Here is a 26690-nt window from a genome sequence, read left to right on the forward strand (position 1 = left end):
ATATCATTATACTATACACAGGACTATTAAACTATGAATTAAGCACTAATCAAATTGATGTTTCTCATGCCTTCTAATCTGCTTGTCAGATCCTTGGCGTAGAGCATGATCGAACTCCGTCTAGATCTTATCGGTTAATAAAAAAAGGACTAGATTATTCCAGTCCTCATCAGTTTAATCTATAACTAGGTTGCGTTCTAGGCGTAATGACATACACAAGGCACATCATTTTCTTCAACTAGCTTTTTCACTATTTCTGAATCTTTATCTAACTCTTTTCTATATTCCTCTAAAGTAAATGGCTTTCCATTTCTTTTAAGAATAGTAACATCCCCTAGTTGTTCTCTTAGTCTATTTTCCATTTCTTCTTGTTCAATATACACACTTGGCCAAGTCTCATACAAATGTTTATAATGGTTAAAACCACCTCTTACGCAACGTCCACCACAATTGGCATGAGAAAATCCTAAGTGATACATTTCAGGAAGTTCAATATTCCAGTCTTTTGTAATTATCTTTTTTATCTCATCATCTGAAATATTGCTTTCATAAAGCGGGAATACAGTTTTTACCGGTTGTTCCTCTCCATTTCGAGGCAATAGGAAGTGATTATATAATGCTTCAATTCCTTCACGTCTTCGTTTTTCATGCTTGCCAATTCCAAAGTAAAGAATCGGTTCATAGCCATTATCCCTAAGATCTTCAAGATATATAATAGTTTGATAAACTTTTAGTTCCGATGAACATTTGGCAAGTCTTGAATTGCCAAGAAAGCGGGTCTCTTCAAACACTTCTTCTGGTGTTCTTCCATCTCTTACCGTTTTAATATCTATACCAATCTTCTCAGCTACTTCTACCATAAATCGTTTATTATCTTTATGCTCCCAGAGCGTATCAGTAAAAAATAATTGCGATCTTTTCTCACCATGTTTTTGAACCATTAAATAAGCGACATAAGCACTTGCAGCACCACCACTAAACATTGCGATATAAATCGGTTCTCTACCGTACATCTAAATCACCCTTATTTATTTTCTTCGTAATAATCTACTAGCAACTTATACAGTAAGGCGGTAATTTCTCTTTTTGGTAGTTTCCTTGCCATTAATTCAAGATCTGTTTTTACATTAGAATAAATAATACTACCCTTTGGAGACAAATCCATTTTAGGAATTGCGAAAGTTTTTGAATCAACTTTAATTTCAATATATTGATCTTGTAAATTTTGATCTTTTATTTCCACAAGCGAATTTAGGGTTTTAAAGAAAACCTCACTTGTAGCATCAGACCAATCTTCTCTGTTTACACCTACTAATTCATTAGACAATTCATTGATCCAGTTCCCCTTATCTATTGATAACATAAAGTTATAGAATTTGTTATCAACTTTAACTAATTCACTTTGCTTTTGAACATGGCTAATTAAATCTTCAAATGAAGAAGAATTGGTTAACTTGTAAACAGTGTTTTCAATTAGTTTTTTATGATTCTGTGAGTATTCTTCGCATTCTTTCTTTATTTCGTTAACTTTTTCAACATCTAGCTTCAAGTTAAATAGTTCCTTTAATGCAGCATCCGGTTCAAATTCACCTTTGGAAATTAGTTTCTTAAAGATATTGGCTTCTTCTGATATTTTACTCGTCTTTTGAGCAATCTTAGGTAAACTATTAAGCCATCTTAATAGCATTCTGTTTAAACGAACACTTGGATGGTAAGAATAATCTAGATCTTCGATATAATCTTCAAAACAAGAGTCAATTACATTTATGATGTCTTTGTATTTGTTATCCAACTTCTGATGTGTAAAAGTATAATTTTCAGGCTTATCGAGCATTCTATCATACAATATATCACCATCTACATGACTGATGTACGAGCCATCTTTATGATAAAACATAATATATTTCCATTCTTCTTTTAAGATGGCTACTAACAATACGGGAATAATCGGATCTCTTACACCAAATCCCTCACCTTTAAAAATTTCTACCAATTTTAAAAAGTTATTATTGTTCGATTTGACCTCTTTTATTAACTCATGACGTAATAAAGTAATTTCTTCACTTTCATCAGCCCTATTAATTCTATTGTTTTTTACTACAGAAGCGTAGATTAACTTAGCAGGTCCTGTAAATTTATAATCGTTTGTTCCACTAATAATAGCATTTATTACTTCTTTAGCTGCATTTAATTGTTGCTTTGAAATGTTTCTTCGATTAAAAGACTCATTATTAATAATTGGTGTACCCCAAAAATATTTAGATGCCATTTTAGATAATTGTTCACTTAAGGACATTTTACTCTTTATGTTTATTTCGGCCCCTTCATAAATCCAATATGATCCCGTAAATTGAGTGAAAGGCTCTAGATGTTTTCTTAATTTATAAGTAGTATTTTCTCTGATTTTTAATAATTCTTCTTCTACAATAGCATCTTCATTCAATAAATATTTATCTTCTAATAACTTATCTATTGATGATAATTCTAGAATTTCCTTTTCGAAATTATTCAGTTGATTTCTAGGTAGGGCAAATATGAATCTAGCTTGTTTTTCACTTAATTTAACAATATCACTTTTTATAGATTCAATATCTGCATCATTCTCTGGAATAACATATAAAATTTCTAAATCAGAATTCATATTTATACTTTTGGAATAAATTGAGCATTCTGTAAGATCCTTTGCGAATATAGGGGTTATTACTGCAAATCTAATCATGTTCTTCTCATCATTATATCTTTTTGGATAAGCATACTTAGTATCTAGAACTCGATTGATGATACTTATACTCTCAACTTTGTTAATTCCTAATTCGTTTTTTTCTTTTATTCTCTGAGTTAAATCGATAGTACTTCCTTCGAAAATTTCCCAAATTTCATCAAACAGCCTATATCTAATGAGTTTTTTATTCTCAAGTATGCTAACTACTTCATTAACCTTATTTTCATCCCAATTAAGGGAAAAAGAAATAAAATCTTTTGTTAGCTTACGCTTGTAACTTAGATTAGTTATGTCCCACAATGTGAGTAGCTTCAAGAATTGTAATTCACTTGAAGCAGAAGTGGACTTCTCAACCTTTTTTTTAACTCTTAAATATTTTATATATGCTTTACCAATTAAAGTATCGCTTACAAATTCTTGAAAAGCAGGTTCAAAATAATCGAATAAGTTTCCTACAAAATACCAAGTTTTATTTTGATCAAAATAATGTATTAATCCACCATTTTCATCGCTTTCTAAGAAGGTAAACAAAGTTCTCTCATTTTGGGCAACCGCATTAGCTAAACGTGGAAGAGTATATAGAGTTACTGGATGTAACGGAAATGAATTCTCAACCAAAATAGTCTTCTTCTCTCTTCCATTTAGCTCAGGAAATAAGTCATACTTAATAATATCATTTTCAAAATTATATTCTTGATTCCAATTAACTCTATAATCTGAAGTAACTTGACTTGCAAGTCTTATAAATGTTGCTGGATCGCTCCGCGTATGGTAAATCCTAAAGCGACCTTGTATTCTCTTAAATTCATTTTGTAATTCATCACCATAACTTAGGAAATACTGATTTAAATTTCTATGGGTTATTAATAATAAAGTAAGGTTTGCGCTTTGATGGTGATCAGCTAATTCTGCTATATCTTGTATATCTTGCATGGCTTCTAATGTCTCATATTTATCCAACCCCTGGAGAAATCTCCCAAATTCATCATAAACTAAATAGATACCGTAGTTCTTTTTATCTAATTCTTCTAAAATAAGTGCTATATGTTCTGTAAAATCAAGGTTATAAGAGGGACTTAATTCAGCCCCTGCTGTTAATGATGGATATACCTCTTTAAACCAACTAATGGATTCTTTTTCATATTCATTAATATCATTAATAAAACCTTCTAAATTCCAATTGTTCAACTTTAACAGATGATTAAATTGTGTAAAGGTCTCTTTATAATATTCTTCCCATAATAAAATTTTACTTTTAATTTCAGCTGCATAAGATGGAAGAGACAAATCGAAACCATACTTAGTAATCGACTTATGGATCGAAGATATTATCGCTTCACGAAAGTTCCCCTGTTTTCCATTTATCACAACAGGTATATATATTTTATCCAACTGCTTTACTTGATTAAGTAAGTAACCTACAGTTGACTCTTCAATATTAACTCTATCGAATTTATTAACCAACTCATTAAAAGTTTTAGAATCAATGTTCTTTGAAACTACATTAGCTATTAAAGTTCCAATCATAGATTTACCGGATCCATATGATCCTATTAATATATGCGACTTATTACCTTTGCCTAAGAAACCTTCTAACACTCCTGACAGACTTTCTGAATGCGTTGGAGTAGGAATATACCTTTCTGCAATCCACTCTCTACCTAAATCTAGCTTTATATTAACGGTTGACTTAAATCTACTCTTAGTAATTATCATCTCAATACCCTTTCTTTTCTAACATACTCTTCCTTTAAGAATTCAATAGGATCAACAAGAGTAACTCTAACTAAATCCAACCTATTCGTCCTATCAAACACAAGTGGATACTTATATGTGTTTACAAGTTGTTCAATTGCTCTAACAATCTCATTCCTTTGTAAATTAAATACTCTGCCCCATAAGTTTGTATTAGTCGCAATTTCATCTATTGATAATTCAGTTTGTCCATATTTTAATAATACGTACATTAAAGCTGTCAAGCCTATGTCTTCATATTTAGGATGTCTTTTGTATATCCTTCCATCTAATTCTTCTAATAGATTTAGAGCTACAAAAGGACTCTGAATAACTTCCTCCGGATCCTCCGATTTGTTTCTTGAAAAATATTGCTTTAACAAGCAATCAAGATCTCTTTCCAAAGTATCTGTTGAATTCTTAGTGTCATAATTCTTATTTATCCACGAAATCAAATCGTTAAGTGCCTCTTCTTTATCAAATGAACTTTTATCATATTCATTAAAAAGCCAATACCATGTCGTAGATGGATCATCACTATCCACAATATGATAGTGAAGTATGCTTACTGTGTCATTTATTTCTATGTAAGGATCATATTCATTGAAAATTTCTCCAAATGGTGAAATTGTGTGTATGACTTTATTATCACTATTACGTTTATCAATTTCACAAATATCTGTTGCTTCAATCCAATGCTTAAGGGACTTTACCATGTTACTCCCTAGACCAATCCATTCCGATGCTTCTTTTTCGTAAAAAAATCTATTGTTTTTTTCTAATTGTTGTATAGCTTTTCTTAGCCAATATGTTCTTAGATAAAAACTTTGATGTTGTCCATAACCCACCTTAGTTCGCCCCTTTATTTCTGGTGAATCATCTCCAGAATAACTTTAAAGTCATTTTATCATAGAAGATGAATAATATCAGTTATAAAGTTAACATAGTATCCATATTCACCCATAATTCAACGATTAATTTTCAGAAAATTCACTCATTATTTTTGACATTCATCGTGTCAATAATATCGCTATATTAGCCTTTATCGATATACGATCTGTTTGAAGAATCAAGTAAGATTTTTTTTAGACCGAACACCCTGAAGGACTTTTATACTATTTTTTAGTGCATACTTTTGTACTAAAATAATGGTCTGCTAACTTATTTCGCCTAGTATTTTATTAATTTGTATTGTTACTCCACCAGCACCTATCCAAAAAATTAATGAGAGCGGGAATAAAAGAGATTATTAGAGGGGATAATCCTTAGGAATGATTGGAAATAGTTGTTTATAATCTTGATGAAAATGTTTATTATTGTTATTATTCTGGAAAAGGATTTGAAAAATACATTATTTCTTAATAATCCAAAAATCACTTATGAAATCACTTATGGTATGAGTGATACTTATATGGAATTCAAAACTATAAAGTCACTTCAGGGATGACGAGACCAATGGTTCATCTTGTTCTTGGAGATCCAGATAGAAAGGAAGTCTTCACATTGCTAGGGGAACGGCCGACATGTGGTTGTATAATTATAACTACAGCAATCGAATCGTAAACTTTACATTTGTGAATGGTATTTTGGACAATACGGGAGAATAATGCTTTTTATGAGATAAACGAAACTCCCCTAAGCTAGCAGGTTTTAATAATTTCACCTGTTACCTAAGGGGAGCATATCAGTTATTATTGGTGAACTATGGGGTAAATTCTATCTTAATGAGAATTTATCTTTCTGAAATTCATCAAGATTGAACATGGTGAAACCGGAGTTAAGGCTTCAACCAAGAAATAAAACATTCCCAATATAAATGTTCATTTCTCGGGATTCTCAATAAACTTTATTTTGATAACCTTTATATCTCCAGGAACGTATTGATCGCCTTCTGCAGAACTCTCGACTTCCGCACTGACAATATCACCTACATTGTAAATTCCTATGTTTTTAACGGGCAGCCAGAATCCGTCTACGTAAATTTGTGAAGATTGTTCATTTATCTCTTCCACAGGACCCTCGACATGAAAGATATTCTGTTCCCCAGCGCAGCCAACTAGAGCCAATAATAAAAGTAATATCATCACAAATCGATTCATATTGTAACGTCTTCTCCTTTGGTTATAGCACCTTTAGTGAGAACTTTACTTCTCCCAAGTAATATCCCTCAGACTCTAAAAGACTTTATGAATACCACCAAAGAAATTAAGAAGAATACAGCACCTAAAGCTGCTCCTGCATAAAGCGGCAATTTACTATCCGTAAAATAGGTCAATGCTGCCCCTGCTACAAACAACACCGCCCCCAAGTTCGCTGAAGATTTTGCATACTCCCGGACGGCCTTAATCCTTCGAACACGATCGGATTCTTCTTCATCATCTCCATACTCTTCATACTCTTCATCATCTTCGTAATCCTCGTAGTATTCATCCTCATCATACTCTTCATATAAACTTTCTTTTTGCTCGTCGCCCTGCTTGCCGGATACGAAAATAGAAAGCTGACCATCATGCTCGCACATCATAATCCAAGGATAGGTTCCCTCTGGCAGCTCAAATACTCTCTCCTCCAAGGGCTTGATAGGCTCAGTGGAAGTTTGGGTCCCATGTGAGAGCGTTCCGGGGTGTATATTGATTTCCTTACCGGTATCATTGAAATATACTATCTTCACCTAATCTCCAACCTTCTAATATGGTTAATTATGTATCCATTCTATCATCAATGAACATAGATTCGTCATCATATGCGTACCCAATTCCCTCCCAACGTATCTTTTAAAGGAGAACCTCCATCAAGTCACTGATCTTCTCTAAACATATGCCTCCCCCCCTGGTACTACATTTTGTAATGATTCCACCTACATCGCTTGACACTCACTACACGATGTAGTAATTTATAATCACTACGTAGTGTAGTAATACGATTCGTTATGGACGCATAACGATTTGAAGAGGTGTTCACCGTGAACCAAATTCAAAGGCTATCGGATACTGAAATGGAACTCATGGAGGTAATTTGGGAATGCGACCCTCCTGTCACATCGACCGAATTACTGCATATTTTCGCTGGGCGGGGCAAGGAGTGGAAAGCGCAAACGATCTCCACCTTCCTATCGCGGTTGGTTGATAAAGGAGCGCTTAAAGCAACAAAGCATGGCCGAACGAACAAGTATACGCCCCTGATCACACCGAAAGAATACAAACTGGCCGAGACGCAGCATGTTCTGGACGAAATATATCAAGGATCGGTGAAAAATTTAATCGCGGCCCTGTATGACGGTGACAAGCTTTCGGATGAAGATATTGTGGAACTGAAGCAATGGTTTTCGGGAAAGTAGGTGCCATTCATGAATACCATTCTTGAACTGCTGTTTACGTTGAATGTAGCGGGTAGTGTCGTTGTAGCTTGTATTCTGTTGTTGCGTCTATTACCCACCGATGCCTTCCCTACAAAGTGGCGTTACGGACTTAGCAAAATGTCCGTAGGCTTCTATCTTTTGCCCGTAGCTCTTGTTCTGCAGTCTCTAGGGTTGCTCTTTACTCCGAAGCAAAACCCTTCTTTATCCGGTTTACCTATGAGTGTGCAGCAAATACAGCCTGATCTATCCAAAGTGGTTATCCCGGAACTGAATTTTTCGGCTGATATTGCTCTTGCCTTTTTGAGTATGTGGGGGATCGGAGCTTTAGTTTTTGCAGTGTGGCAGGTGTATTGCTATCGTACGTTTGTAGGGAAATTACAGCAAACTCGCATCCCCGTTCCAGAGAACAGTGAAGCTGCCAGACAACTTACCTTAATGAAGGAAGTTCTAGGCATGCGCAGCAACGTTCATCTTGCATACAGTTCTGCTGTTCGGAGTCCTGTCCTTGTCGGGCTATGGAAACCGACTATTTACCTCCCTATGGAAAATACGGCGGATATGGATATGAGTATGGTGATCCGTCATGAGCTGACCCATTTAAAACGGAAAGATATATGGGTCAAAGCATTTGCGATGGGAGCGTCCGCCATCCACTGGTTTAATCCCTTAGTCCACATTCTTCGCAAGGACATTCAGACATGGAGCGAGCTTTCTTGCGATGAAGAAGTCGTAAAAGAGATGTCTTATGCCGAGCGAAAACGCTATGGGGAGACGATCTTGAACGTCATGGAAGGGTCAAGGAATTTACCCATGCAATTCTGTGCCTTCTTATCCAGTGACGGCAAACAATTGAAAAGGAGATTGATCATGATGCTTAGTGTGAAGAAGTTGAAAAGACAAACCGTAATCTTTGCGGCAACGGCAATCATTGCTGTTGGAGCAATCGGGGCATCTACAGCCGTTTGGGCTTCAAAAAATTCACCTGAGATCAAAGCTGAAGCAACGATAAACGATGCTACTAATCAAACCATTGAAGAGATCGGTGGTTCTGCATCAAATACAATCTCCCAAAGCATACATTATTTTAAGTATGATGCTCTTTTACCTGATGAGAAAGAATTAGTAACTAAAGAATTGGGGCTTTATGAGCCTAAAGGTTACGACAACTTGGTTCCTTATGAAAAACTCACACCAGCTGAACAGACTCAAGTTACTAAAGAAGATGGAATTTACACTTCTGAAGTAATTGATAAGCTCAAATAAATCTAATCAAATAATAAAGAGGTTGGACCCTGAATTATCTAAGATGAATTGGGACAACCTTTTTTCACTTCCTTTATCTAGATAGAACATTGTAATCCACATCGATTAAATACACCCGCTCCTGAAACCCGCCTCGAGCTTTCGCCTTCTTCTCTCTCAAGGCTCCAAGCGCTTCCCAATTTGCACCATGCACGACCGCCAATTCTCAGATCACCTCAACGGTTAATTATTTATCCCTATTCTATCATCAATGATCCGAGGAAGCGTGATTACTAGAAATCTTCGATTCGTCCCCAACCTTAACCTTCCAACGAAAAATCCAATAACTCTTCTAAGTTTCTTCCTGCATACAACGTGATAACTCCCCTTTCACTACAATTGTAGTGGTTTTAACTCATCCTCTCTTGACACTCACTACACTACGTAGTAATTTATAATTACTACGTAGTGTAGTAATACAGCTCGTTATGGACGCATAACGATTGTTGTGAGGTGTTCATGGTGAACCAAGTGCAAAAGTTATCGGATACTGAAATGGAACTTATGGAGGTGATTTGGGAATGCGTCCCTCCGGTCACATCCACTGAATTGCTGCACATTTTCGCTGGGAGGGGCAAAGAGTGGAAGGCGCAAACGATCTCCACCTTCCTATCGCGACTGGTGGACAAAGGGGCCCTGGAAGCCACTCGGCATGGCCGAACGAACAAATATACGCCCCTGATCACGCCGAAAGATTATAAACTGGCTGAAACGCAGCATGTTCTGGACGGACTATACCAAGGATCCGTGAAAAATTTAATCGCAGCCTTATATGACGGCGACAAGCTTTCAGATGAAGATATCGCGGAACTGAAGCAATGGTTTTCGGGAAAGTAGGTGGCATCCATGAATACCATTCTTGAACTGCTGTTTACATTAAACGCAGCTGGTAGTGTTGTTGTTGCCTGTATTCTGTTACTGCGGCTCTTACCCGACGATGCCTTTCCTACTAAGTGGCGTTACCGATTTAGCAAAATGGCCGTAGGCTTCTATCTTTTGCCCGTGATCCTTGGCATTCAGTGGATATCATCAATCAACTTCAATACAGCAACGGTCCCTTCTGTGAACGAGTCGCCATCAGTGCCGCATGCGTCCGGATCATATTCAGGGTTCAATCCGGAGTCGTTCACTACAGAGTTTGCCATTACAACCAACGTAGCTCTTTCCCTTATTAGTTTATGGGCAATCGGCGCTATCACTTTTGCTGCATGGCAGATGTATTGTTATCGCAGATTTTTGAAGGTATTAAAACATACGCGTACCGCCGTTCCGAAAAACAGCACGGCTACTGAACAGCTCTCATTGGTTAAGAAATCCCTCGGTGTGAAACGAGATGTCCTGCTAGCTTACAGCGCCATCATTCGGAGCCCGGTTCTTGTCGGCCTATGGAAACCGACCATATATCTCCCTATGGAGCACAACGTGAACATGGACATGGGTATGGTGATTCGTCATGAATTGATCCACCTGAAACGGAATGATTTATGGGTCAAGGCCCTCACCTTGGTAGCGTCTGCCATACATTGGTTTAACCCCTTCGTGCACATTCTTCGTAAGGACATTCACACCTGGAGCGAGCTGTCTTGCGATGAAGAAGTCGTCAAAGGGATGTCCCATGCCGAGCGAAAACGATACGGTATGACGATCTTGAATGTCATGGAAGGTTCAAGGCATTTGCCCGTGCAATTTTGCGCCTCCTTATCCAGTGATGGCCAACAATTGAAAAGGAGATTGATGATGATGCTTAATGTGAAGAAGCTGAAAAAGAGAACATTATATCTTACGATAACAGCTGTATTGTCCGTTGCCGTAATTAGCACATCAGCAGCGGTATGGGCTTCCAGCAATACGCCAAAAGTCGTTCCACATGAGGAATATGAGGAAAGTCATGCTAACGTTCAACCAGGGGAGCAAGTCCCAGAAGCGGCCCCTTATGATGCGGTAGCTGAGAAAGAATCAAACAATATTGATCCACAGCAAAATCAAGCTCGGACTGCACCTGTAGCGGAAAGTGAATCAAACAATGAAGCCAAAGGCAAAGAATCCTTAGCCCTACCTAAAATCGAGACCGATTCTAAAAAAAGCAGCAAGAAAGCTTCATCAGAGTCAGCTCCTGCTGTATCTGCAGCTAACAACCGATCAAGCACTGTCCAGACTCCATCAGCAACCACGGCGGCACCTAAAGACACAGCTAAGCCTGAGCAAAACGGCCCTGAACTTCAACCAAACCAAAAGCCAGCCCCAGCTGAAGATGGCGGTTATGAGAAGTCTAATCCAGCCGACATTCCCCCGGGAACTTCCATTACAGTAAGAAAATTAACTCCTGAAGAAAGCGCTGAATTTAAAGAAAGGGAGTTGGCAGCACGCGCATCACTGACTCCCGCAGAACAAGCCGAGTTTGAAGAAGAAGATTATGAACTTCGTCCAGGCGAAATGCCGCCGGGAACTTCCATTACGGTACGAAAATTAACCCCTGAAGAAAGCGCTGAATTTAAGGAAAGGGAGTTAGCAGCAAGAGCCTTGCTGTCTCCTGAAGAACAGGCTGAGTTTGAAGATTAAAACTACGAAAATCGAAAGAAAAGAAGCACTGCCGAAGGCAGTGCTTCTTTGGGTTTATGGATGGGGTTATGTGGCTTGTAACACCTCAATAATCGCTAGAGGTAGCCCATTCGAAACATGCACTTCTTGAATTAGCTTCGTTCGTGCTTGTTTTAATTCGGAATGTATGATTGTTGTAACTACCCGTGTCAATAACAACCAGCGAATTTCCCTTTATATTCGATCTCCACCACTGTACATTGCTGTTGGTTTGACTTTGAATGCTTAAATTAACGGATGGCATAGTGCTAGGCAAGTCTCCCACGTATATTAATACATATCTATCCGGAGATGGAACAAATGCATGGCCTACGTTCGCTCCTTGGTTCCCATCTTTATTAACAGGTACAGTAACATTTCCGCTCCAGCTATCAGACAGGATGCCAACATCAAAAAGACTAACGTCTTTGTTACCATTGGCTCTTTGCTCAAGTAAAGTGATCTCTTCCGGAGTCAATGGTCTGACTGTAATGGAAGTTCCAGGGGGAGAGATTTCTTGTTCTTCCACAGGATTCGCAAAAGCCGATACCGAAAGTGACAAGATCATAACCATTGCAAGGGCAAGTGTAAGCATTTTTTTCATAGAAAATCCTCCTCTTCTTTTTACTGAAAATATTAGATTAGCTCTTCAGACCAACCACAAAAAAACTCACCTCACCCCCTTGTCCCGAGATGTGAGCTACCTTATTTCCCATGGCAAGTATCTTGTAGGATCACAGCTTCATGTCGCACCCTGCTTAGATCAGTAAGGCAGCTTGAAGATGCAACAACCAAAAGAGCTAATCTACTACTAAAACGAATTATAATAGTAAATTATGACTGTTTTTCCCTAAACTTTTTTTAGGGGATTTTCTTTATTGATAATAATAAGGAAATATATAGGATTTTATGATTCGAATAAGAAAATGTGTGTTCCCTCAGCCACGAATAACAAAAAGACCCTGAATTCAACCAAGGTTGAATTCAAGGTCCTCACCAACATGAGTTGATCATTCGATGATGTTAATCCTTGATCCCCGAATTCCGATAAAAATACGCTTTGATGACATTGCGCCACCACTCCTTTGCGGCTCCCCTGTGTTCCTGGATTCATCAAGCCTCCCCAGCATCATTTCACGAGCTCCGTCGGGTTCATGCCCGTGAATTTCTTGAATACCGTGCTGAAATACGGAACGTTTTTATATCCAACCTTTTCGGCCACTTCGTATACCAATGCATTTTTCTCCATCAGCAGCTCCCGGGCCTTCTCGACCCGTACTCGGGTCAGGTAATTGTTGAACGTTTCTCCGGTCATGTTCTTAAAAATCATCGACAAGTAGTTTCTCGAAATATACACCTTGTCTGCCAGTCCCCCGAGCGTGAGGTCCTCGGCATAATGCTCGTGAATGTACTCGATCATAAAGTCCACAGCCTGCCGATGCTTTCCGTTCCCGCCCCATTCGCGGCTGCCGAACACGAGCCCGATCTTGGTGATCAGCCATTCGGCAAGCTCGGACGGACGCTGCAGCTTCGCCATTTCGCGCGTAATGCCGTCATACGGGAAGATATCGTCAACGACGGTCCCCGTCTCATAGAAAGCAAAGGCGATAATGCCCCACAGCTCGCCGGCCAGCATGCCGACGTAGGGTTTGGTGATGCCCCCTTCCTGCTCCAGCCGCTTCATATAATCCCTTATAATCGTCTGCGCCTGATTCTCCTGCGAGGTACGAATCGCGCCGGCCAGCTCCAGGTATAGCTTAACCGGACGCACCGGAGACTTGGCCTCCGCATTCCCCGGCTCCTGTGCACTGTAGAAATACAGCTCATGCTCCGGAACCGCCGGCCGGGAAGTCACATCGATCGCCCGGAAGGCTTCATCCGTCGAGATGCCGATTTCCCTTATGCTGCTCTTGCGCTCACCGATGCCGATCCGGATCTTCAGCTTCAAGTAGTTCCGCACACAGTCGATTAATCGGACAGCCAGCTGCTCCAGCCGCTGCCGCACTCGCTCGGCAGGCTCCGTTCGATCATGGTGAATAATGATCACCGAACGGTTGGTGTGGAGATCCGTATGGTCGAAGCATGGAAATGCCGCCTGCGTAATTTCGCACGCCATATTGCTGATTGCAAACCGAAGGAGGCTCCAGTCCGGCAAGCTTAATTTGGCTGCCCGTTGGTCGTAGACCAGCTCGATGCCGATGACCGTATGATCGTGATCGGTCCAATACCGATAAGGCTCCGGGATTTCCGATTGGAGTCCTGACTGCAGCAGCGTGCCGGCTGCGGCCGATTTGACCCACTCCTTCTCGACGAAGGGCTCGTACAGATGCAGCTTCTGGAGCAGCTCATCCTGCTTGCTGCGCACCTCTTCACGCTCCTCCAAATCGGATATCGCTTGGTGTAGCACGGATTTCAGCGTCGGAAGGCTGACCGGCTTGGATAGATAATCGCTTACGTCCAGACGCAAGGCTTGACGGGCATATTCGAAGTCCGAGTAACCGCTCAGAATGATCACTTTTCCCGTATAGCCGGCGTTCTTCCGCAGGTGCTCGATCATATCCAGACCGTTCATGACAGGCATGTATAAATCGGTAATCACGATATCGGGGCTGGCCGATGCAATCATTTCAAGCCCTTCTTCCCCGTTCAACGCTTCCCCTGCCCACTCTGCATTCAGTTCATCCCACGGGATGGCTTTGCGGATTCCCTGCAGCACGGCGCGGTCGTCATCCACGATTCCTATCTTCCACATCTGAAGAGCCCCCTCCTTATTTGCAAAAAGGAAAATAGCTTCACGCTAACGGTAATACGCCATGCCCGATCGGCTGTGAAACCGCTCAGGCATGACGTAAACCGGAAATAGACTGGAACTATATTTACAGAATTATCGATTTGGATGCAGGTGGCAAGCACGTAAAATGTTCCTATGATCGCGGTTGCTCCCGGATTTCTTGGATTTTATATAATGCGGGTAAATATCCGGTCACAAAGGCGGTCACTGGTTCAGGCTTCCGCTGCAGCTCTCTTTCCAGCTTTCACCGAATAACCGAGTCATTTTACTCCCTTGCTGACATCTCGTTCTCAGTCATTCCATTGTATAAGAGTTATTCATATTCTTGCGCGGCCTTCTTCAACGATTCATAGGCCTCCTCCGGCGTCGTTCTGCCGAAGCTCAGCTCATCCCGGACGAGCGGGAAGTCTTTGTCGATGAAGTTCACCCAGCCTTCCGGCCCTGTCGTAAAGATCTGTCCGTCCGGCGTCGTGGCGTCGATCAGCTTCATCCCGACCTTTTCGCCCTCCGGAAGCTTCGGAATCAGCGACTCGGCGATTTTGGCATTGGCTGGCACGCCTCGAGCGGTACCAAGAATGGCCCCTGCCTCCGGATCGTTGATGAACCAGTCGATGAATTTGGCCGCTTCTTCCTTATGCTTGGAATTCGGCGACAGGCTGAAGTACATGGACGGCTTGAGCCAGCCCCCTGCTTCCTCGGCCCGCGGCATCGTAACCAGATCGTACGCCCCTTCCTTCATGCTGTCCCATGTGGTGTAGTTATTGGAGAAGGAGTAGCGGAACAGGATTTTGCCGTTGACCAGCAGGTCGGCCGTCGGATCCATTTCCTTGTCAGATGCGTTTAGATCCGCCGGAGGCACAAGTCCGTCCTTGCGCAGCTGTTCAAACTTCTTCGTCCACTCCAGGAATGTCGCCTCATCGATGTTGAATTTGCCGTCTTCCGTGATCAAGGTACCCTTGCCCTTGGCATAGTGATACGCGCTGAACATGAAGTAGTTGCCGGCATAATCCAGCGTGAAATATTGGCCTTCCGCCAGCTTAGGCTTTACTTCTTCCGCCAATGCGAAGAAATCATCCCATGTCCAGCCGTCCTTCGGCATCGTTGCGCCCAGCTTCTCCAGAGCCGCCTTGTCGTAAATCATCCCGAAAGCAACCGATCCGAGCGGCACGCCGTATTGCTTGCCGTCTCTCTGCCCGATCGGCAGCAGGCTCGGCGTCAATTCATCCAGTTTAACCTTGGTGTCGAGCTCTTCGAGCTGGTTGCGGGAGGTCCAGTCCGAAATCCAGCCCGGGTCCATTTGGAAAATATCCGGCTCATTATGCGCCGCTGCCTGCGTAGATAGCTTATCCAGATAACCATCCATCCCGGAGTATTCGGGCTCGAAGGTCACATGCGGATTTTTCGCCGTATAGGCCTCCAATGCCTTCAGTGTCGCTTCATGGCGCGGCTGTGAGCCCCACCACATAATCCGGAGCTTGACGTTGTCTGCCGAACCGCCTTCGGCCTGTGTATTGTTCTTGGATGAGTTTGTGCTGCCTGTGTTTGTGCCGGTGCCTCCGTTACCGCCGCCGCATGCCGCTGCCAGCAAGGAGAACACCATCAATAACGCGAGAATCTGCAATCGCTTCCATTTATTCATGCCGACTTCCCCCTAGAAACAATATATTGTGGTCAATATGATCCTATCAATTCCGGGATGACGGGAGTATAAGAGAGATGCACAATTTATTATAAAATCGTCTGATTATGCATTACGTCTGTGCTTCCTCAAGCCTTGGGAAGATGATCGTTACAACGACCCCTTCAAACTCGCCGTCCTTAACGTGGATCTCATAATTTTCATTAAAAAACGCCGAGAACCGCTCTCTCACATTCCGGATCCCGTAACCTCCTTTGCGGCGATGGCTCCCTTTGCTCTGAGGAGCAAGCCCACTTCCGTCGTCGATAATCGTCATTCGGATCCGGCTGCCCTCTTCCTCAGCCTTAATTTGAATTCGGCCAGTTTGCCTTGAATTAAATCCATGAATGATTGAATTTTCGACGAAAGGCTGGAGCGTCATTTTGGGAATGAATAAGTTGCGGATTTCCTGGGAGGCATGCACCTCGTATTCCAGACCGTCTTCCCACCGGATCTGCTGGATTTCCAAATAGCATGCGACGTGAGTCAGCTCTTCTTCAATCGTGATAAAGCTTTCTCCATGCGATAATCCGATGCGGAACATGCGGCCCATCAGCTCCAGAATGCGGCTCATCTTCTCCTGTCCCTCCGCAATCGCCATCCAGTTCAGCTGGTCCAAGGTGTTATATAGAAAATGCGGATTAATATTGGCTTGGAGCGCTTCGATTTCCGCCTTCCGCTGCTGCTCGTAACGCTGCGCCAGGGAGGCGTACAATGCCTGGATTCGCTCATTCAGTCTGCGAAACCCTGCAAACAGAATGCCGAATTCATTCGTGTAATCACCGGCCAGCTCAGCTTGTCTCCCACCGACATCGTAATTCTTCATGGCTCTGACTAACTGGGCGATCGGCTTCAACAATTGCCTGCTTAGCCATAGCGTTAACAAAAAAGCCAGCAATAGGGCTCCGATGCCGATGGTAATAATGGCTCCAGCCAGCTTGACGCTGCCTGACGTAATTCTCTCCCAAGGGGTAATCTCAACCAGCATCCAGTTGGAGTCGGCGACTTTGGAATAGACGATCAGAGACTCGACGCCATGCTGTGTATGCAGCCGTGGCACACCGGATTGGTCCGTGAACCGCAAATCCTGCTCCTGTAATCCGGCATCCCTCATTGATTTCCCGACGCTCAGCAGCTCCCTGCCGTTCAGATCCAGCAGCATCCGGTTCGAATCTTTAGAGTATCCTTCGAGAATCCCGCGGATCCAATCCGCTTTCACATGCACGACAAGAATACCCAAGTACCGGGAGTTGTTGTACACCTTGCGGGAAAAGCTGAGCACAGGCACGTTCCCATTATAGGTCGTTAAATCATGCTCCTCTGACCAGGAAAAGTCATTGTTCTTCAGCAAAGGATACCATGGCTTTGTCTCAGCCTCCGTTAATCCATGGAACTGAATATAGCTCTGCCGATCCCCCCACTCGGGCTGCTCCATATATAAATCGATGGCTTGAATTTGCGGAATCGAATACGTAAGATGAGCCAGCGCTTCCTGTATGCCCTTGGAGCGTCTGTAGTGATTAAACTCATCCTCTTTTCCCGACAAAAACGTAAGCAAATCATTGTCCCTGGACGTGGTCAGCGAGATCTGCTCGATCGACGTCAGACGTCCCGTAATTTCATTGTTCAGCTCCTCGAGCAGCCTTTTCTGGTAATACGACGTGTTGTCGGCCAATTCCCGCGAGGTCATGGCATAACTGGTCCATACCGTGATCGCCAGCACAATCGTGATCAGCCCTGCAAAGCAAATAATAAACAGGGAATCGATCCGGTATTTCTTGAAGGGATTGATCATAAGCGCTCATCCTCCATGCTTATCCATTCCGATCCGAAAAAAACATTGAAGCCGTGCGGCGAACCGCTGCCTCAATGTTTTCTCATTTTATAATATATCGGCAGGCCTAGCTACTACCCTTTTAGTCCTGTGGTAGCTACACCCTCCACAAAATATTTCTGGGCAAAGACAAACAGCAGCGTAGCCGGCAGAATGGATACGAGCGACATCGCGAGCAGTTGTCCCCATTCCGCGCCGCCTTGCGAATCGTTAATCATCCGCAAAGCCAAGCCTACCGTGTATTTGTCGACGGAATTAATGTACAGAAGATGGCCAAGGAAATCATCCCAGTTCCATAGGAAGCAGAAGATGATGACCGTCACGATGGAAGGCTTCATCAAGGGCATGACAATCCGACAGTAAATCCCGAACCAGCTGCAACCGTCGATCTTGGCCGATTCATCCAGTTCCCGCGGGATTCCGCGTATGAACTGAACGAGCAGGAAGACGAAGAAGGTTCCTCCCGCCCCTCCCGCTAACGCATGGGGCACGATGAACGGCAGGTAGGTGTTGACCCAGCCGAACTGGTGGAACATCGCATACTGCGGAATGATGAGCACTTGACCCGGCAGCATCAGCGTGAGCATGAGCAGCGAGAACCAGAAGCCGCGAAGCGGGAAGTCCAGCCTTGCAAATCCGAAGGCGACCAGCGTACAGGAAATGACCGTTACGATGATGACCGCCGTAATTAGATAAAAGGTATTCAGATAGAAGTCGGTAAAGGTGAAGCCCGGAACGGAATTCCATCCGTTGACGTAATTGGACCACTGCGGCACGGACGGGAAGATGGACGGAGAGCTGAGCTCCTGGTTTGTTTTCAGGGAGGCGCCAATCCACCAAATGACCGGATACACCATCACCAAGCTGAATAGGATGAGCATCGCATGGCGAATTACGGGGTTCCATTTGTGTCTGGTCATTTTCTTTTCCCTCCTTGGCTCTCGGACTCGTAGAATACCCAGTATTTCGAAGTCAGGTTAATGATCACGGCGGCAGCCACAATCAAGATCAGCATGATCCAGGCCAAGGAAGAGGAATAGCCCAGCTGATAGCGGCTGAATGCCCTTTCATACAGGTATAACGCATAGACATAGGTAGAGTTCATCGGCCCGCCGCCGGTGATGACGTATGCAGGCGTGAACATCTGGAAGGAGTTAATGACCCCCATAATGAGATTGAAGAATAATGTGGGCGACAGCATCGGAAGCGTGATTTTGTAAAATTGCTTCAGCTTGCCCGCCCCATCCACCGCGGAGGCTTCATACAGATCATTCGGAATCTGCTTCAGGCCCGCCAGGAAAATCACCATCGAGGAGCCGAATTGCCATACCGACAACCCAATCAGGGACCATAATGCGGTATCGGGGTTCGTGACCCAGCCCGTGCCGGGAATCCCGAAAAATCCAAGCACCTTGTTGAAGAAGCCGTCCACGCCGAAAATATTTTTCCACAGCAGGGACACCGCGATGCTCGCCCCGATTAAGGAAGGAAAATAAATGGCCGTCCGATAGACGGATATCCCGCGCACGGCCCTTTTTAGCAGGAGCGCAACCATCAGCGCGGCAATCAGCTTTAGCGGCACCGAGGCGAGTACATAATAAAATGTGAGCTTGAGCGATTGGGCAAATTTGTCGTCCGCCATAAGGATGCGCTCGTAATTGTCCAGGCCGACCCACTCGATCGGCTTCATGAGCGTGTAATCCGTGAAGGAATAGTAGAGGGACAACAGCATCGGATAGGCCGTCAACGCCAGAAATCCAATCAGCCAAGGGGAAATAAACAGATAACCTGCAAGGGGAGAGTCCCAGCGCTTGCGAGATGGCTTTTTGCGAACAGGTATTCCGGATGCTGCAGATGTTGCTCGTTCCATGAACTCACTCTCCTTTTTTCGTACCTTCAGTATAGAAGGAGAGCCGCCGGGAACTACATAAGACAATTGCTCAAAATCATTCAATATTTTCAGAATGTGTCGTCAGAACGGAAAACCGGAATCCAGGTGTGCCGGATAATCCACAAAAAGATAAGTATAGTTGATGATGAAAAATCCAATGACAAATAGGATTTGGATGATCAGTGCATAGATATGATATGCCTTTGCGTTTTGCCGACCTTTGGTAAGCAGGTAGAACAGAAGAAGAAGGATGCCTAATACGACCAAGAAGCCAGCCACGTGCACTGCGAGTAATTCAATTTTATCTTGCCGGGTTAACTCACCAGGTGCACTTGAACTAGCAATGGATCGGGAGGCCCGGATACTCATGTAAGACAGCTTCGATCCCAACCATGTGAAACAAGCGCCGGCAACAAACAAAAGGAATATTAGTAATATCGACAATGAAAGTTCCCCTTTAGTTTTGGATTTATCTTCATCACGATCCGCCGCCCCATCAATCCCAATCCATAAAAGACGTCGCCATCAGCTCGCTTTCCCTGCAATCTGGACAGGTTAGACGAATCGGCACGTTGTGCTCAATCGGTGTCCGTTCCATTTCGGCTCCGCATCTCTTGCAGTTGCAAACGCGCCGATACTGTGACCGGTCTGACTTCATCTCAATGTACAATTCATTTTGAATGCCATCACATTGTGGGCACACATACAGTGCCTGATGAGCGTCGTACGAGACGGAACCATCCTCCATAAATTCTCCGATCACCTGCTTAAGCGCCGGATCTGTGACAAACGAAGCGATCGACTTCAAGGAGATGTACATAAAGCCGATTCCTTCATAAATAATGCTGTTGTAATGGCACGTACCGCACTCCAATTTGAATGCTATTCCCATGATCATCCCCCGCGGGTGGGCTCCGATAGGCCCGGTAGTTTAGTATGAAAAAATAAGTTAAAGTCCACGTTCTTCGAATCCTTGCCGTTCATGTCCTGCGCTTGCGGTAAGGATCTATATACCTTTCCATAAATCCCCGACCAAATCCTCTTATGAGTTCAGATCCGGTGCACCGAATGATGTTCAATCATGGATCAGTATAGGGAATTCAGCGCATCGACTGTGAAAGGTTTCAGCTCGCAGAACCGTCCGTTCCGGATTTTCATCGCCCACTCTGGGTCTACTAACAACGAGCGCCCAACGGCCACCAGATCAAACTCATTTTGCTCAAGTCTTTCGATCAAACCATCGATCCCGGTCACCTGAGTCGCTTGGCCGGAAGCGAAGGAGCGCATGAATTCTTCGTTTAACCCTACGGATCCGACGGTTATGGTCGGTCGTCCGGTCAATAATTTGACCCATCCTGCCAAGTTTAGGTTAGAGCCTTCGAATTCGGGTTCCCAGAAGCGACGGGTCGAACAATGAAAGATATCGACACCTGCGGCTGTCAGCGGCTCAAGGAATGAGGCCAGCTGCTCCGGCGTTTCCGCCAGCTTGGCCGTGTAGTTCGAGGTTTTCCATTGAGATATGCGCAGAGCAATCGGGAAATCGGGACCGACCGCATGCCGAACGGCGCGAATGATTTCTACAGCGAAACGCGTGGCCCCCTCGAAGCTTTCGCCGCTGTATCGGTCTGATCTCCTATTGGTTTTTTTCCAGAAAAATTGATCAATCAAGTAGCCGTGGGCTCCATGGATTTCGATACCGTCGAAACCGAGTGACTTAGCGTCGGCAGCCGCCTGGGCGAATGCGTCAATCACGGAAAGGATATCCGATTCGGTCATAGGTGCGGTTACTTGATGGCCGGACAGATCGATTCCGGATGGTCCTATAGGGAGAATTTCCGGATTCGGAGGACTGCCTATTTTCCGTGCCATGCCGACATGCCACAGTTGAGGGAAAATAAGGCCTCCTGCCGCATGAACTTCCTCGACAACAGACGACCAGCCTTTCAGAGCAGGGCCGTAGAAATGAGGGACGTTCGGATGGTCAGCTGACGAGGGATGGTTAATGACGGTTCCCTCCGTTATGATGAGCCCCACCCCATTCTCGGCCCGACGCCGGTAATACCGGGCAACATCAGCACCGGGTATGCCATTCGGCGAGAACGATCGGGTCATAGGCGCCATGACGATTCGATTAGGAAGCGTCAATGTACCGATCGAAAATGGCGTAAATAAAGGCTGTACGGAAGGGTGAACGGCGGATGCGTTCCCGTTTGATGGATTAGACATGATAATGAATCCTCCTTATTTGTTCTCTTGCGTAATTATTAAATTTCAAGCCGTGAACTTGTTTTAGCCCGGGATGTCTCTTCGGAACGTTTTTTTATTTTCATCGATCCGACCGTCAGAGCCGCGATGGCGCCGAGGACAGAGAAGCCAAGAAGCAGAACAAATCCTTGTGTAATTGCATGATCCATCGCGTGTGTAAAGTAGGACACCAGCTCCGGTTCAAAACGATCTTTATATCGCAGCACGGTTTCGGCATCCGGCGGATGATAGGACGGGTTGGAGCTCGAATTCAGGTTGAATCGTGTAATTGCCGTCTCGACCGACGCGGTCATTTGGGAATTGACGATGACGGCCATGATCGAAGCGCCCATTACGCCGCCCATGCTGCGGCAGAAGCCGACAAGCGATGAAGCAATACCGATGGATCGTTCTTCAACGCTGTAAGCGACGGCGTTCTGACTGAGACTGTTCAGGGGGCCGAGCACGCCCAGCCCGAGCAGGACAACCATTCCAATGAATTGCCAAAAAGGAACAGCCGGCGAAAGACTCATGAACAAGCTAGAAACAACGATTCCGATCCCCATATTGACCACCATGACGGTCCGGATTTGGAAGCGGGTGAGAATTAAACCCATCAGAACGGAGCCGATGATCATGGACAACATCAACGGAGTCAGCAATAAATTTAATCGGCTTTCTCCCAGTACATAGTTGGTATAGAGCGGCAGGTAGGTCATCGCGGCGAACATCATGGCACCTTGACAGAAGACGACGATGCTTGTTCCTGTCACCATACGGTTTTTGAATAGCTTGAGCGGCAAGATGGGCTCCATGGCCCGCCGTTCCACAGTGAAGAAACTTATGACCGCCATAACCGAAATCCCGAACAAGGCCATGATCTTCCAGGAGGTCCATGATACGTTATTACCGCCAAGTTCGAGCGCAATCATGGAACAGACCGTAGCAATGACAATCAGTATGGCACCAAGCACATCGATTTTCGGCTTCGTCTCCGCTCGGGATTCCCGTAGCGTTAGGAGCATTGCCGCGAACGAGAGGATCCCGATCGGCAAGTTGATATAGAAGCACCAACGCCAGGATAGCGTTTCGGAAATCCACATACCGATCTGCGGCCCCGCAATCGAAGAGAGTCCGAATACGGCACCAAATATCCCCGACAGCTTCCCCGATTCTTTGGGATCGGTATACAAGGTATATATCAAGGAGAAGGAAATCGGAAAAATACCGCCGGATCCGATTCCTTGTATGACCCGGTAAATGCTAAGCTGCTCCATCGTCTGGGCCGTTCCGCAGAGTGCGGAGCCCAGAAGGAAGATGCCGATGGAAACCAAATACAAGGTCTTCCTCCCGAAAAGATCGGAGAGCTTGCCGAATATTAACATCGTGCTCGTTCCGGCCAGTGCGTAGGTGGTATAAATCCAGGTGACTCTATCCAGACCGCCGATGTCGTCTATGATCTTGCTGACACTTGCCGATACGATCGTGTGATCCAGTGCGGTCAGCACCAAGCCTAAAGCAATGGACATCAGTATGATAAACCTTCGTTGTTGGGCCAATCGACTCCACTCCCTCTATTTTCGATATCCAGCCGCCGTCAGAACATTTTTGCCGCAAGTGCCGTGTTTCTGAGACCTTCAGCAATGATGGTCTCCCTGCGATTGGGGTATTGGTTATGACCTTCTATAACAATCGTGGTGATGTCCGTAATGCCGAACACCTGCAAATGCCTTTTGACAAAACTAACCGCAAGCTCATCTTGTTCCGCATAGATACCGCCCCTGGCATTTAATAGAGCGACTTTCTTGCCTTGCAATAGTCCGACCAAGCCTTCCGCTGTATATTTAAAGGTTTTACGGGGCTGATGCAGATAGTCCAAATACGAATGCAAGACAGCTGGAACCGTAAGATTCCAAAGCGGGAAAGCTATGACGATTTTATCGGCTACAAGAAACTGATCCAGGTACTTACGAACCATCTGTTGCTCGGCTTCTTCTTCCGGTGTGAGCGTCAAGCCTTGGGCGATTTTATAATTTCCCGTTATCATCGTGGTCCCCAGATAGGGCAGCGGTTCATGAAATAAATTCACTTCCACAATAGCCTCCTGAAGGTGTGATTCCTTATAGCTTGACAAGAAGGCTTCGTACATTTGCACACTGACAGCGTGCTCCGCCGGGCGATTGCTCGCTTGAATAAATAACGTTGTTGTCATTTCATTTCCTCCATTCATAGGCCACTTTTGATGGGCTACACTTTATAAAGTATTTTATTTATAAAACAAATTTAACCAGTTTCTTTTGACTTTGTAAAGAACTTTCTTTAGAATATAAGGGGAGAAGCATCTCTCGTAATATGTGATGTGGGGGTCGTGAACCATTGAAAAAGAAGGACGAGTCATCTGTAACATCCACCAGAAAAGCCATTGTAACGCTGCTGAAGCAGCATGGTCCTATGGATGCCGTTACGTTAGCTTCGAAGTTATCATTGACAGGGATGGCTGTGCGTCAGCATTTATATGAACTACAGAAACAGGAAGTCGTTGAATATGAGGAAGAGGCTCGTCCCATCGGCAGGCCAGCAAAGGTATGGAGGCTGACGGCCTTGGCCAACCGTTGGTTTCCTAACGGCTATTTGCAATTATCGGTCGATTTACTTCATTCGGTCAGGGCCACGTTCGGAGATGAAGGATTGGGGAGAGTGCTTGAGGACCTCAAACATAATCAAATAATAAAATATCGGGAGCATTTGTCCGATGCGGACAGCCTAAGGGACAGGCTCCAAAAGCTGGTCATGATCCGTATGAACGAAGGGTATTTTCCGGAAATACAAGAGCAGGAGGACGGAAGCTTCTTATTCGTACAGAAACATTGTCCGATCGCAGAGGCTGTCGCTGTTAGTTCCCGTTTTACCGATAACGAGCTCGAACTGTTTCAATCGGTGCTTGGCGATCATGTGACCATCGAACGTGTTGAATATCTTTTGTCAGACGGCCCCAGCTATGCTTATCGGATAACGGACAAGCAGGGTCTGTGAAGATCACCTGGATCAATATACTTTCTGATAACTAAAAAAACGCATCTCCCTGTGGAGATGCGTTGTTCACGGGCATTTCTATGTGTTAACCGATAGCGCCGCCTGCTTGCCGGATTACTCCGGGATATTTCCTCCGGCCACACGGTCGCCCGAATTGCCCGCCGGATCGGTGACGTTGTCATCTTCACCGGCATGAATGATCAGCGAGCGCCCAAGTACCGAGTTGGGCTGGCCTTTCTCTAGCGTTCCATGCTGGATGATCGTCTCCGCTTCCACGGTGCCGTCAGCGCCTACGACCAGGTTCGGCATGTCGCCGACATGGCTTCCTTGTGGATTCTCAAGGCCATGATGCTTATGGGTCGGGTTAAAATGAGCGCCGGCAGATTTAAAATCCGTTCCCTGAATTGCATTCTCATGCACATGGAACCCATGCTTGCCCGGAGTTAGTCCGGATGCGGTAATCTTCACCTTCACCCCGTCATGGATCTGCTCCAAGGTAGCGGAACCAATAGGCTCTCCCGCCGCATTGTACAGCTTGACTACAGGATGCCCCATGGATTCCTTCCTGGAAGCCTCGCTCCAGTAGACGGGTTGGTTAACTGGTTCCGAATCCATGCGAGCTGACACACCGTTGCGGCCGGCAGGCATATTAGGATCCGAGGTTGCCGTCCCTTGTTTCGCTAATGGGCCGTCAGCGGTGGAGTTGTCCTTCCCGTTAACGTAATCGCTTATTTTAGACGTTGTGTGTTTAATCGCGCTTAGGGTTCCTTCGGGATTCGCAGCAATCAAGATCCCTATAAGTAATAGGGCTCCGGCAAGAAAAGCTCCCGCCATATATTTTAACTTGTTAGTCTTCTTCTTCACTTCATCGCCTCCTGAATGATGGTATCATTCATCTCCCAATCCTCTGATTTTATACGTCTGGGCCGTGATTTTATGAGAGTTGGGGCTTTCGGCGTTAGCGATTGATTCCGAAAGACAGGTTCAAGCGATAACAGATAAATTTTAGCACTTGAATCATCTGAAACGGCGGAGCAGAAGAGGATACAGGCTACGGCTTTAATTCCCCTCAGACAAAATGAGTTCTCTCATCCGATCCGTATATTTGGACGGTACCACATATACATCTTCTCCCCAATCTTTGAAAGCATAGCTGAATACACTTTCCTGTCCCTCTTCCCCTAGCCACAGCCTGATGGCATGAACGGGAGATTGCTGTGCATAGACAACCATCACATCGTAATTCGGTTCCGTTCGTTTGGCATCATCTGGCTGCTTGCGGGTCGTACGGATGGCTTCCTCAAATACGCTTACATCTTTCGCTTCCTTCAAGGACAGCAGCGTATCCCCATTCATCTCGTCCCAATTCTCGAATGCCGAGATCCGGATTTCGGCGATCTGTTCGTCTAGAAGCTGCATCGTCGCCCAACCCGTCTCTTTCTCGCAGCCTGCCATTAGGACCGTTGTAATACACAGAATCGTGATCGTTAATAAGCGCTTCATTAAACCGGCCTTTCTTATCTATG

General features: G+C 44.5%; 23 protein-coding genes and 1 pseudogene. 5 read left to right on the plus strand and 19 right to left on the minus strand.

Translation table 11 applies throughout. From position 1 onward, the window contains the following. Positions 1-197: 197 nt before the first annotated feature. The 5 genes from MKX76_RS17700 to MKX76_RS17720 all read right to left on the minus strand — a co-directional run bounded on the left by MKX76_RS17700 (position 198) and on the right by MKX76_RS17720 (position 7127). Positions 198-1013, minus strand: a complete 816-nt coding sequence (locus MKX76_RS17700; RefSeq protein ID WP_341034324.1) for a phosphoadenosine phosphosulfate reductase domain-containing protein — start codon at positions 1011-1013, stop codon at positions 198-200. Between the two features lie 11 nt (positions 1014-1024). Next, on the minus strand, positions 1025-4438 hold the full coding sequence (locus tag MKX76_RS17705) for a hypothetical protein (RefSeq protein ID WP_341034325.1): 3414 nt from the start codon (positions 4436-4438) through the stop codon (positions 1025-1027). Beyond that, positions 4435-5304 (minus strand): DUF4007 family protein, encoded by an 870-nt coding sequence (locus MKX76_RS17710; protein WP_341034326.1) that lies wholly within the window; start codon positions 5302-5304, stop codon positions 4435-4437. Before MKX76_RS17710 ends, MKX76_RS17705 begins: the two co-directional genes overlap by 4 nt. A 972-nt stretch (positions 5305-6276) precedes the next feature. Next, a complete protein-coding gene (locus MKX76_RS17715) occupies positions 6277-6555 on the minus strand; it encodes a hypothetical protein (RefSeq protein ID WP_341034328.1) in 279 nt (92 codons plus the stop codon). Positions 6556-6623: 68 nt separating this feature from the next. Further along, the gene (locus tag MKX76_RS17720; protein ID WP_341034329.1) at positions 6624-7127 is read right to left on the minus strand and encodes a hypothetical protein; all 504 of its coding nucleotides are present in this window, start codon (positions 7125-7127) and stop codon (positions 6624-6626) included. Positions 7128-7418: 291 nt separating this feature from the next. Between MKX76_RS17720 and MKX76_RS17725 the strand changes: the two genes are divergently transcribed. Together MKX76_RS17725 and MKX76_RS17730 are read left to right on the plus strand one after the other, a co-directional pair. Continuing rightward, on the plus strand, positions 7419-7793 hold the full coding sequence (locus MKX76_RS17725; protein WP_341034330.1) for a BlaI/MecI/CopY family transcriptional regulator: 375 nt from the start codon (positions 7419-7421) through the stop codon (positions 7791-7793). A 9-nt stretch (positions 7794-7802) separates the two neighbouring features. Then, entirely contained in the window at positions 7803-9077 is a 1275-nt protein-coding gene (locus MKX76_RS17730; protein ID WP_341034331.1) for a M56 family metallopeptidase, read from the plus strand. A 73-nt stretch (positions 9078-9150) separates the two neighbouring features. Here the strand turns inward: MKX76_RS17730 and MKX76_RS29755 are convergent. After that, positions 9151-9279, minus strand: a pseudogene (locus tag MKX76_RS29755) (nucleoside triphosphate pyrophosphohydrolase); the annotation flags it as partial. A 299-nt stretch (positions 9280-9578) separates the two neighbouring features. On the opposite strand from MKX76_RS29755, the gene MKX76_RS17735 reads away from it, so the two are divergent. Then, entirely contained in the window at positions 9579-9953 is a 375-nt protein-coding gene (locus tag MKX76_RS17735; protein ID WP_028404429.1) for a BlaI/MecI/CopY family transcriptional regulator, read from the plus strand. 9 nt (positions 9954-9962) lie between these two features. Next, positions 9963-11675, plus strand: a complete 1713-nt coding sequence (locus MKX76_RS17740) for a M56 family metallopeptidase (RefSeq protein ID WP_084046551.1) — start codon at positions 9963-9965, stop codon at positions 11673-11675. Positions 11676-11760: 85 nt separating this feature from the next. Here MKX76_RS17740 and MKX76_RS17745 read toward each other — a convergent pair whose 3' ends face one another. The 11 genes from MKX76_RS17745 to MKX76_RS17795 form a co-directional block, all read right to left on the minus strand. Next, a complete protein-coding gene (locus MKX76_RS17745; protein WP_341034332.1) occupies positions 11761-12297 on the minus strand; it encodes a hypothetical protein in 537 nt (178 codons plus the stop codon). Positions 12298-12822: 525 nt separating this feature from the next. Further along, a complete protein-coding gene (locus MKX76_RS17750; RefSeq protein WP_341034333.1) occupies positions 12823-14445 on the minus strand; it encodes a response regulator transcription factor in 1623 nt (540 codons plus the stop codon). A 352-nt stretch (positions 14446-14797) separates the two neighbouring features. Continuing rightward, on the minus strand, positions 14798-16123 hold the full coding sequence (locus MKX76_RS17755; RefSeq protein WP_341034334.1) for an ABC transporter substrate-binding protein: 1326 nt from the start codon (positions 16121-16123) through the stop codon (positions 14798-14800). A 112-nt stretch (positions 16124-16235) separates the two neighbouring features. Next, positions 16236-17957: a cache domain-containing sensor histidine kinase gene (locus MKX76_RS17760; protein WP_341034335.1), complete on the minus strand. Its 1722-nt coding sequence runs from the start codon at positions 17955-17957 to the stop codon at positions 16236-16238. 113 nt (positions 17958-18070) lie between these two features. Further along, entirely contained in the window at positions 18071-18916 is an 846-nt protein-coding gene (locus tag MKX76_RS17765) for a carbohydrate ABC transporter permease (protein ID WP_341034336.1), read from the minus strand. Further along, the gene (locus tag MKX76_RS17770; RefSeq protein ID WP_341034338.1) at positions 18913-19866 is read right to left on the minus strand and encodes a carbohydrate ABC transporter permease; all 954 of its coding nucleotides are present in this window, start codon (positions 19864-19866) and stop codon (positions 18913-18915) included. Before MKX76_RS17770 ends, MKX76_RS17765 begins: the two co-directional genes overlap by 4 nt. A gap of 102 nt (positions 19867-19968) precedes the next feature. Further along, positions 19969-20331: a hypothetical protein gene (locus MKX76_RS17775; protein ID WP_341034339.1), complete on the minus strand. Its 363-nt coding sequence runs from the start codon at positions 20329-20331 to the stop codon at positions 19969-19971. A 52-nt stretch (positions 20332-20383) separates the two neighbouring features. Then, positions 20384-20779: a hypothetical protein gene (locus MKX76_RS17780; RefSeq protein WP_007131072.1), complete on the minus strand. Its 396-nt coding sequence runs from the start codon at positions 20777-20779 to the stop codon at positions 20384-20386. A gap of 194 nt (positions 20780-20973) precedes the next feature. Further along, entirely contained in the window at positions 20974-22113 is a 1140-nt protein-coding gene (locus MKX76_RS17785; protein ID WP_341034340.1) for an NADH:flavin oxidoreductase, read from the minus strand. Positions 22114-22151: 38 nt separating this feature from the next. Beyond that, the gene (locus MKX76_RS17790) at positions 22152-23690 is read right to left on the minus strand and encodes a DHA2 family efflux MFS transporter permease subunit (protein ID WP_210095765.1); all 1539 of its coding nucleotides are present in this window, start codon (positions 23688-23690) and stop codon (positions 22152-22154) included. A gap of 38 nt (positions 23691-23728) precedes the next feature. After that, entirely contained in the window at positions 23729-24343 is a 615-nt protein-coding gene (locus MKX76_RS17795) for an FMN-dependent NADH-azoreductase (protein WP_028404445.1), read from the minus strand. A 164-nt stretch (positions 24344-24507) separates the two neighbouring features. Between MKX76_RS17795 and MKX76_RS17800 the strand changes: the two genes are divergently transcribed. Further along, positions 24508-25164 (plus strand): helix-turn-helix transcriptional regulator, encoded by a 657-nt coding sequence (locus MKX76_RS17800; protein ID WP_144878685.1) that lies wholly within the window; start codon positions 24508-24510, stop codon positions 25162-25164. Positions 25165-25278: 114 nt separating this feature from the next. On the opposite strand, the gene MKX76_RS17805 is transcribed toward MKX76_RS17800, so the two are convergent. Together MKX76_RS17805 and MKX76_RS17810 are read right to left on the minus strand one after the other, a co-directional pair. Next, positions 25279-26028, minus strand: coding sequence for a superoxide dismutase family protein (locus tag MKX76_RS17805; protein WP_341034342.1), 750 nt, complete (start codon positions 26026-26028; stop codon positions 25279-25281). Between the two features lie 195 nt (positions 26029-26223). Beyond that, positions 26224-26667, minus strand: coding sequence for a hypothetical protein (locus MKX76_RS17810; RefSeq protein ID WP_007131066.1), 444 nt, complete (start codon positions 26665-26667; stop codon positions 26224-26226). Between the last annotated feature and the right edge of the window lie 23 nt (positions 26668-26690).

It is taken from the genome of Paenibacillus sp. FSL R5-0810, from assembly GCF_038002285.1.
Lineage (GTDB): Bacteria > Bacillota > Bacilli > Paenibacillales > Paenibacillaceae > Paenibacillus_AQ > Paenibacillus_AQ lactis.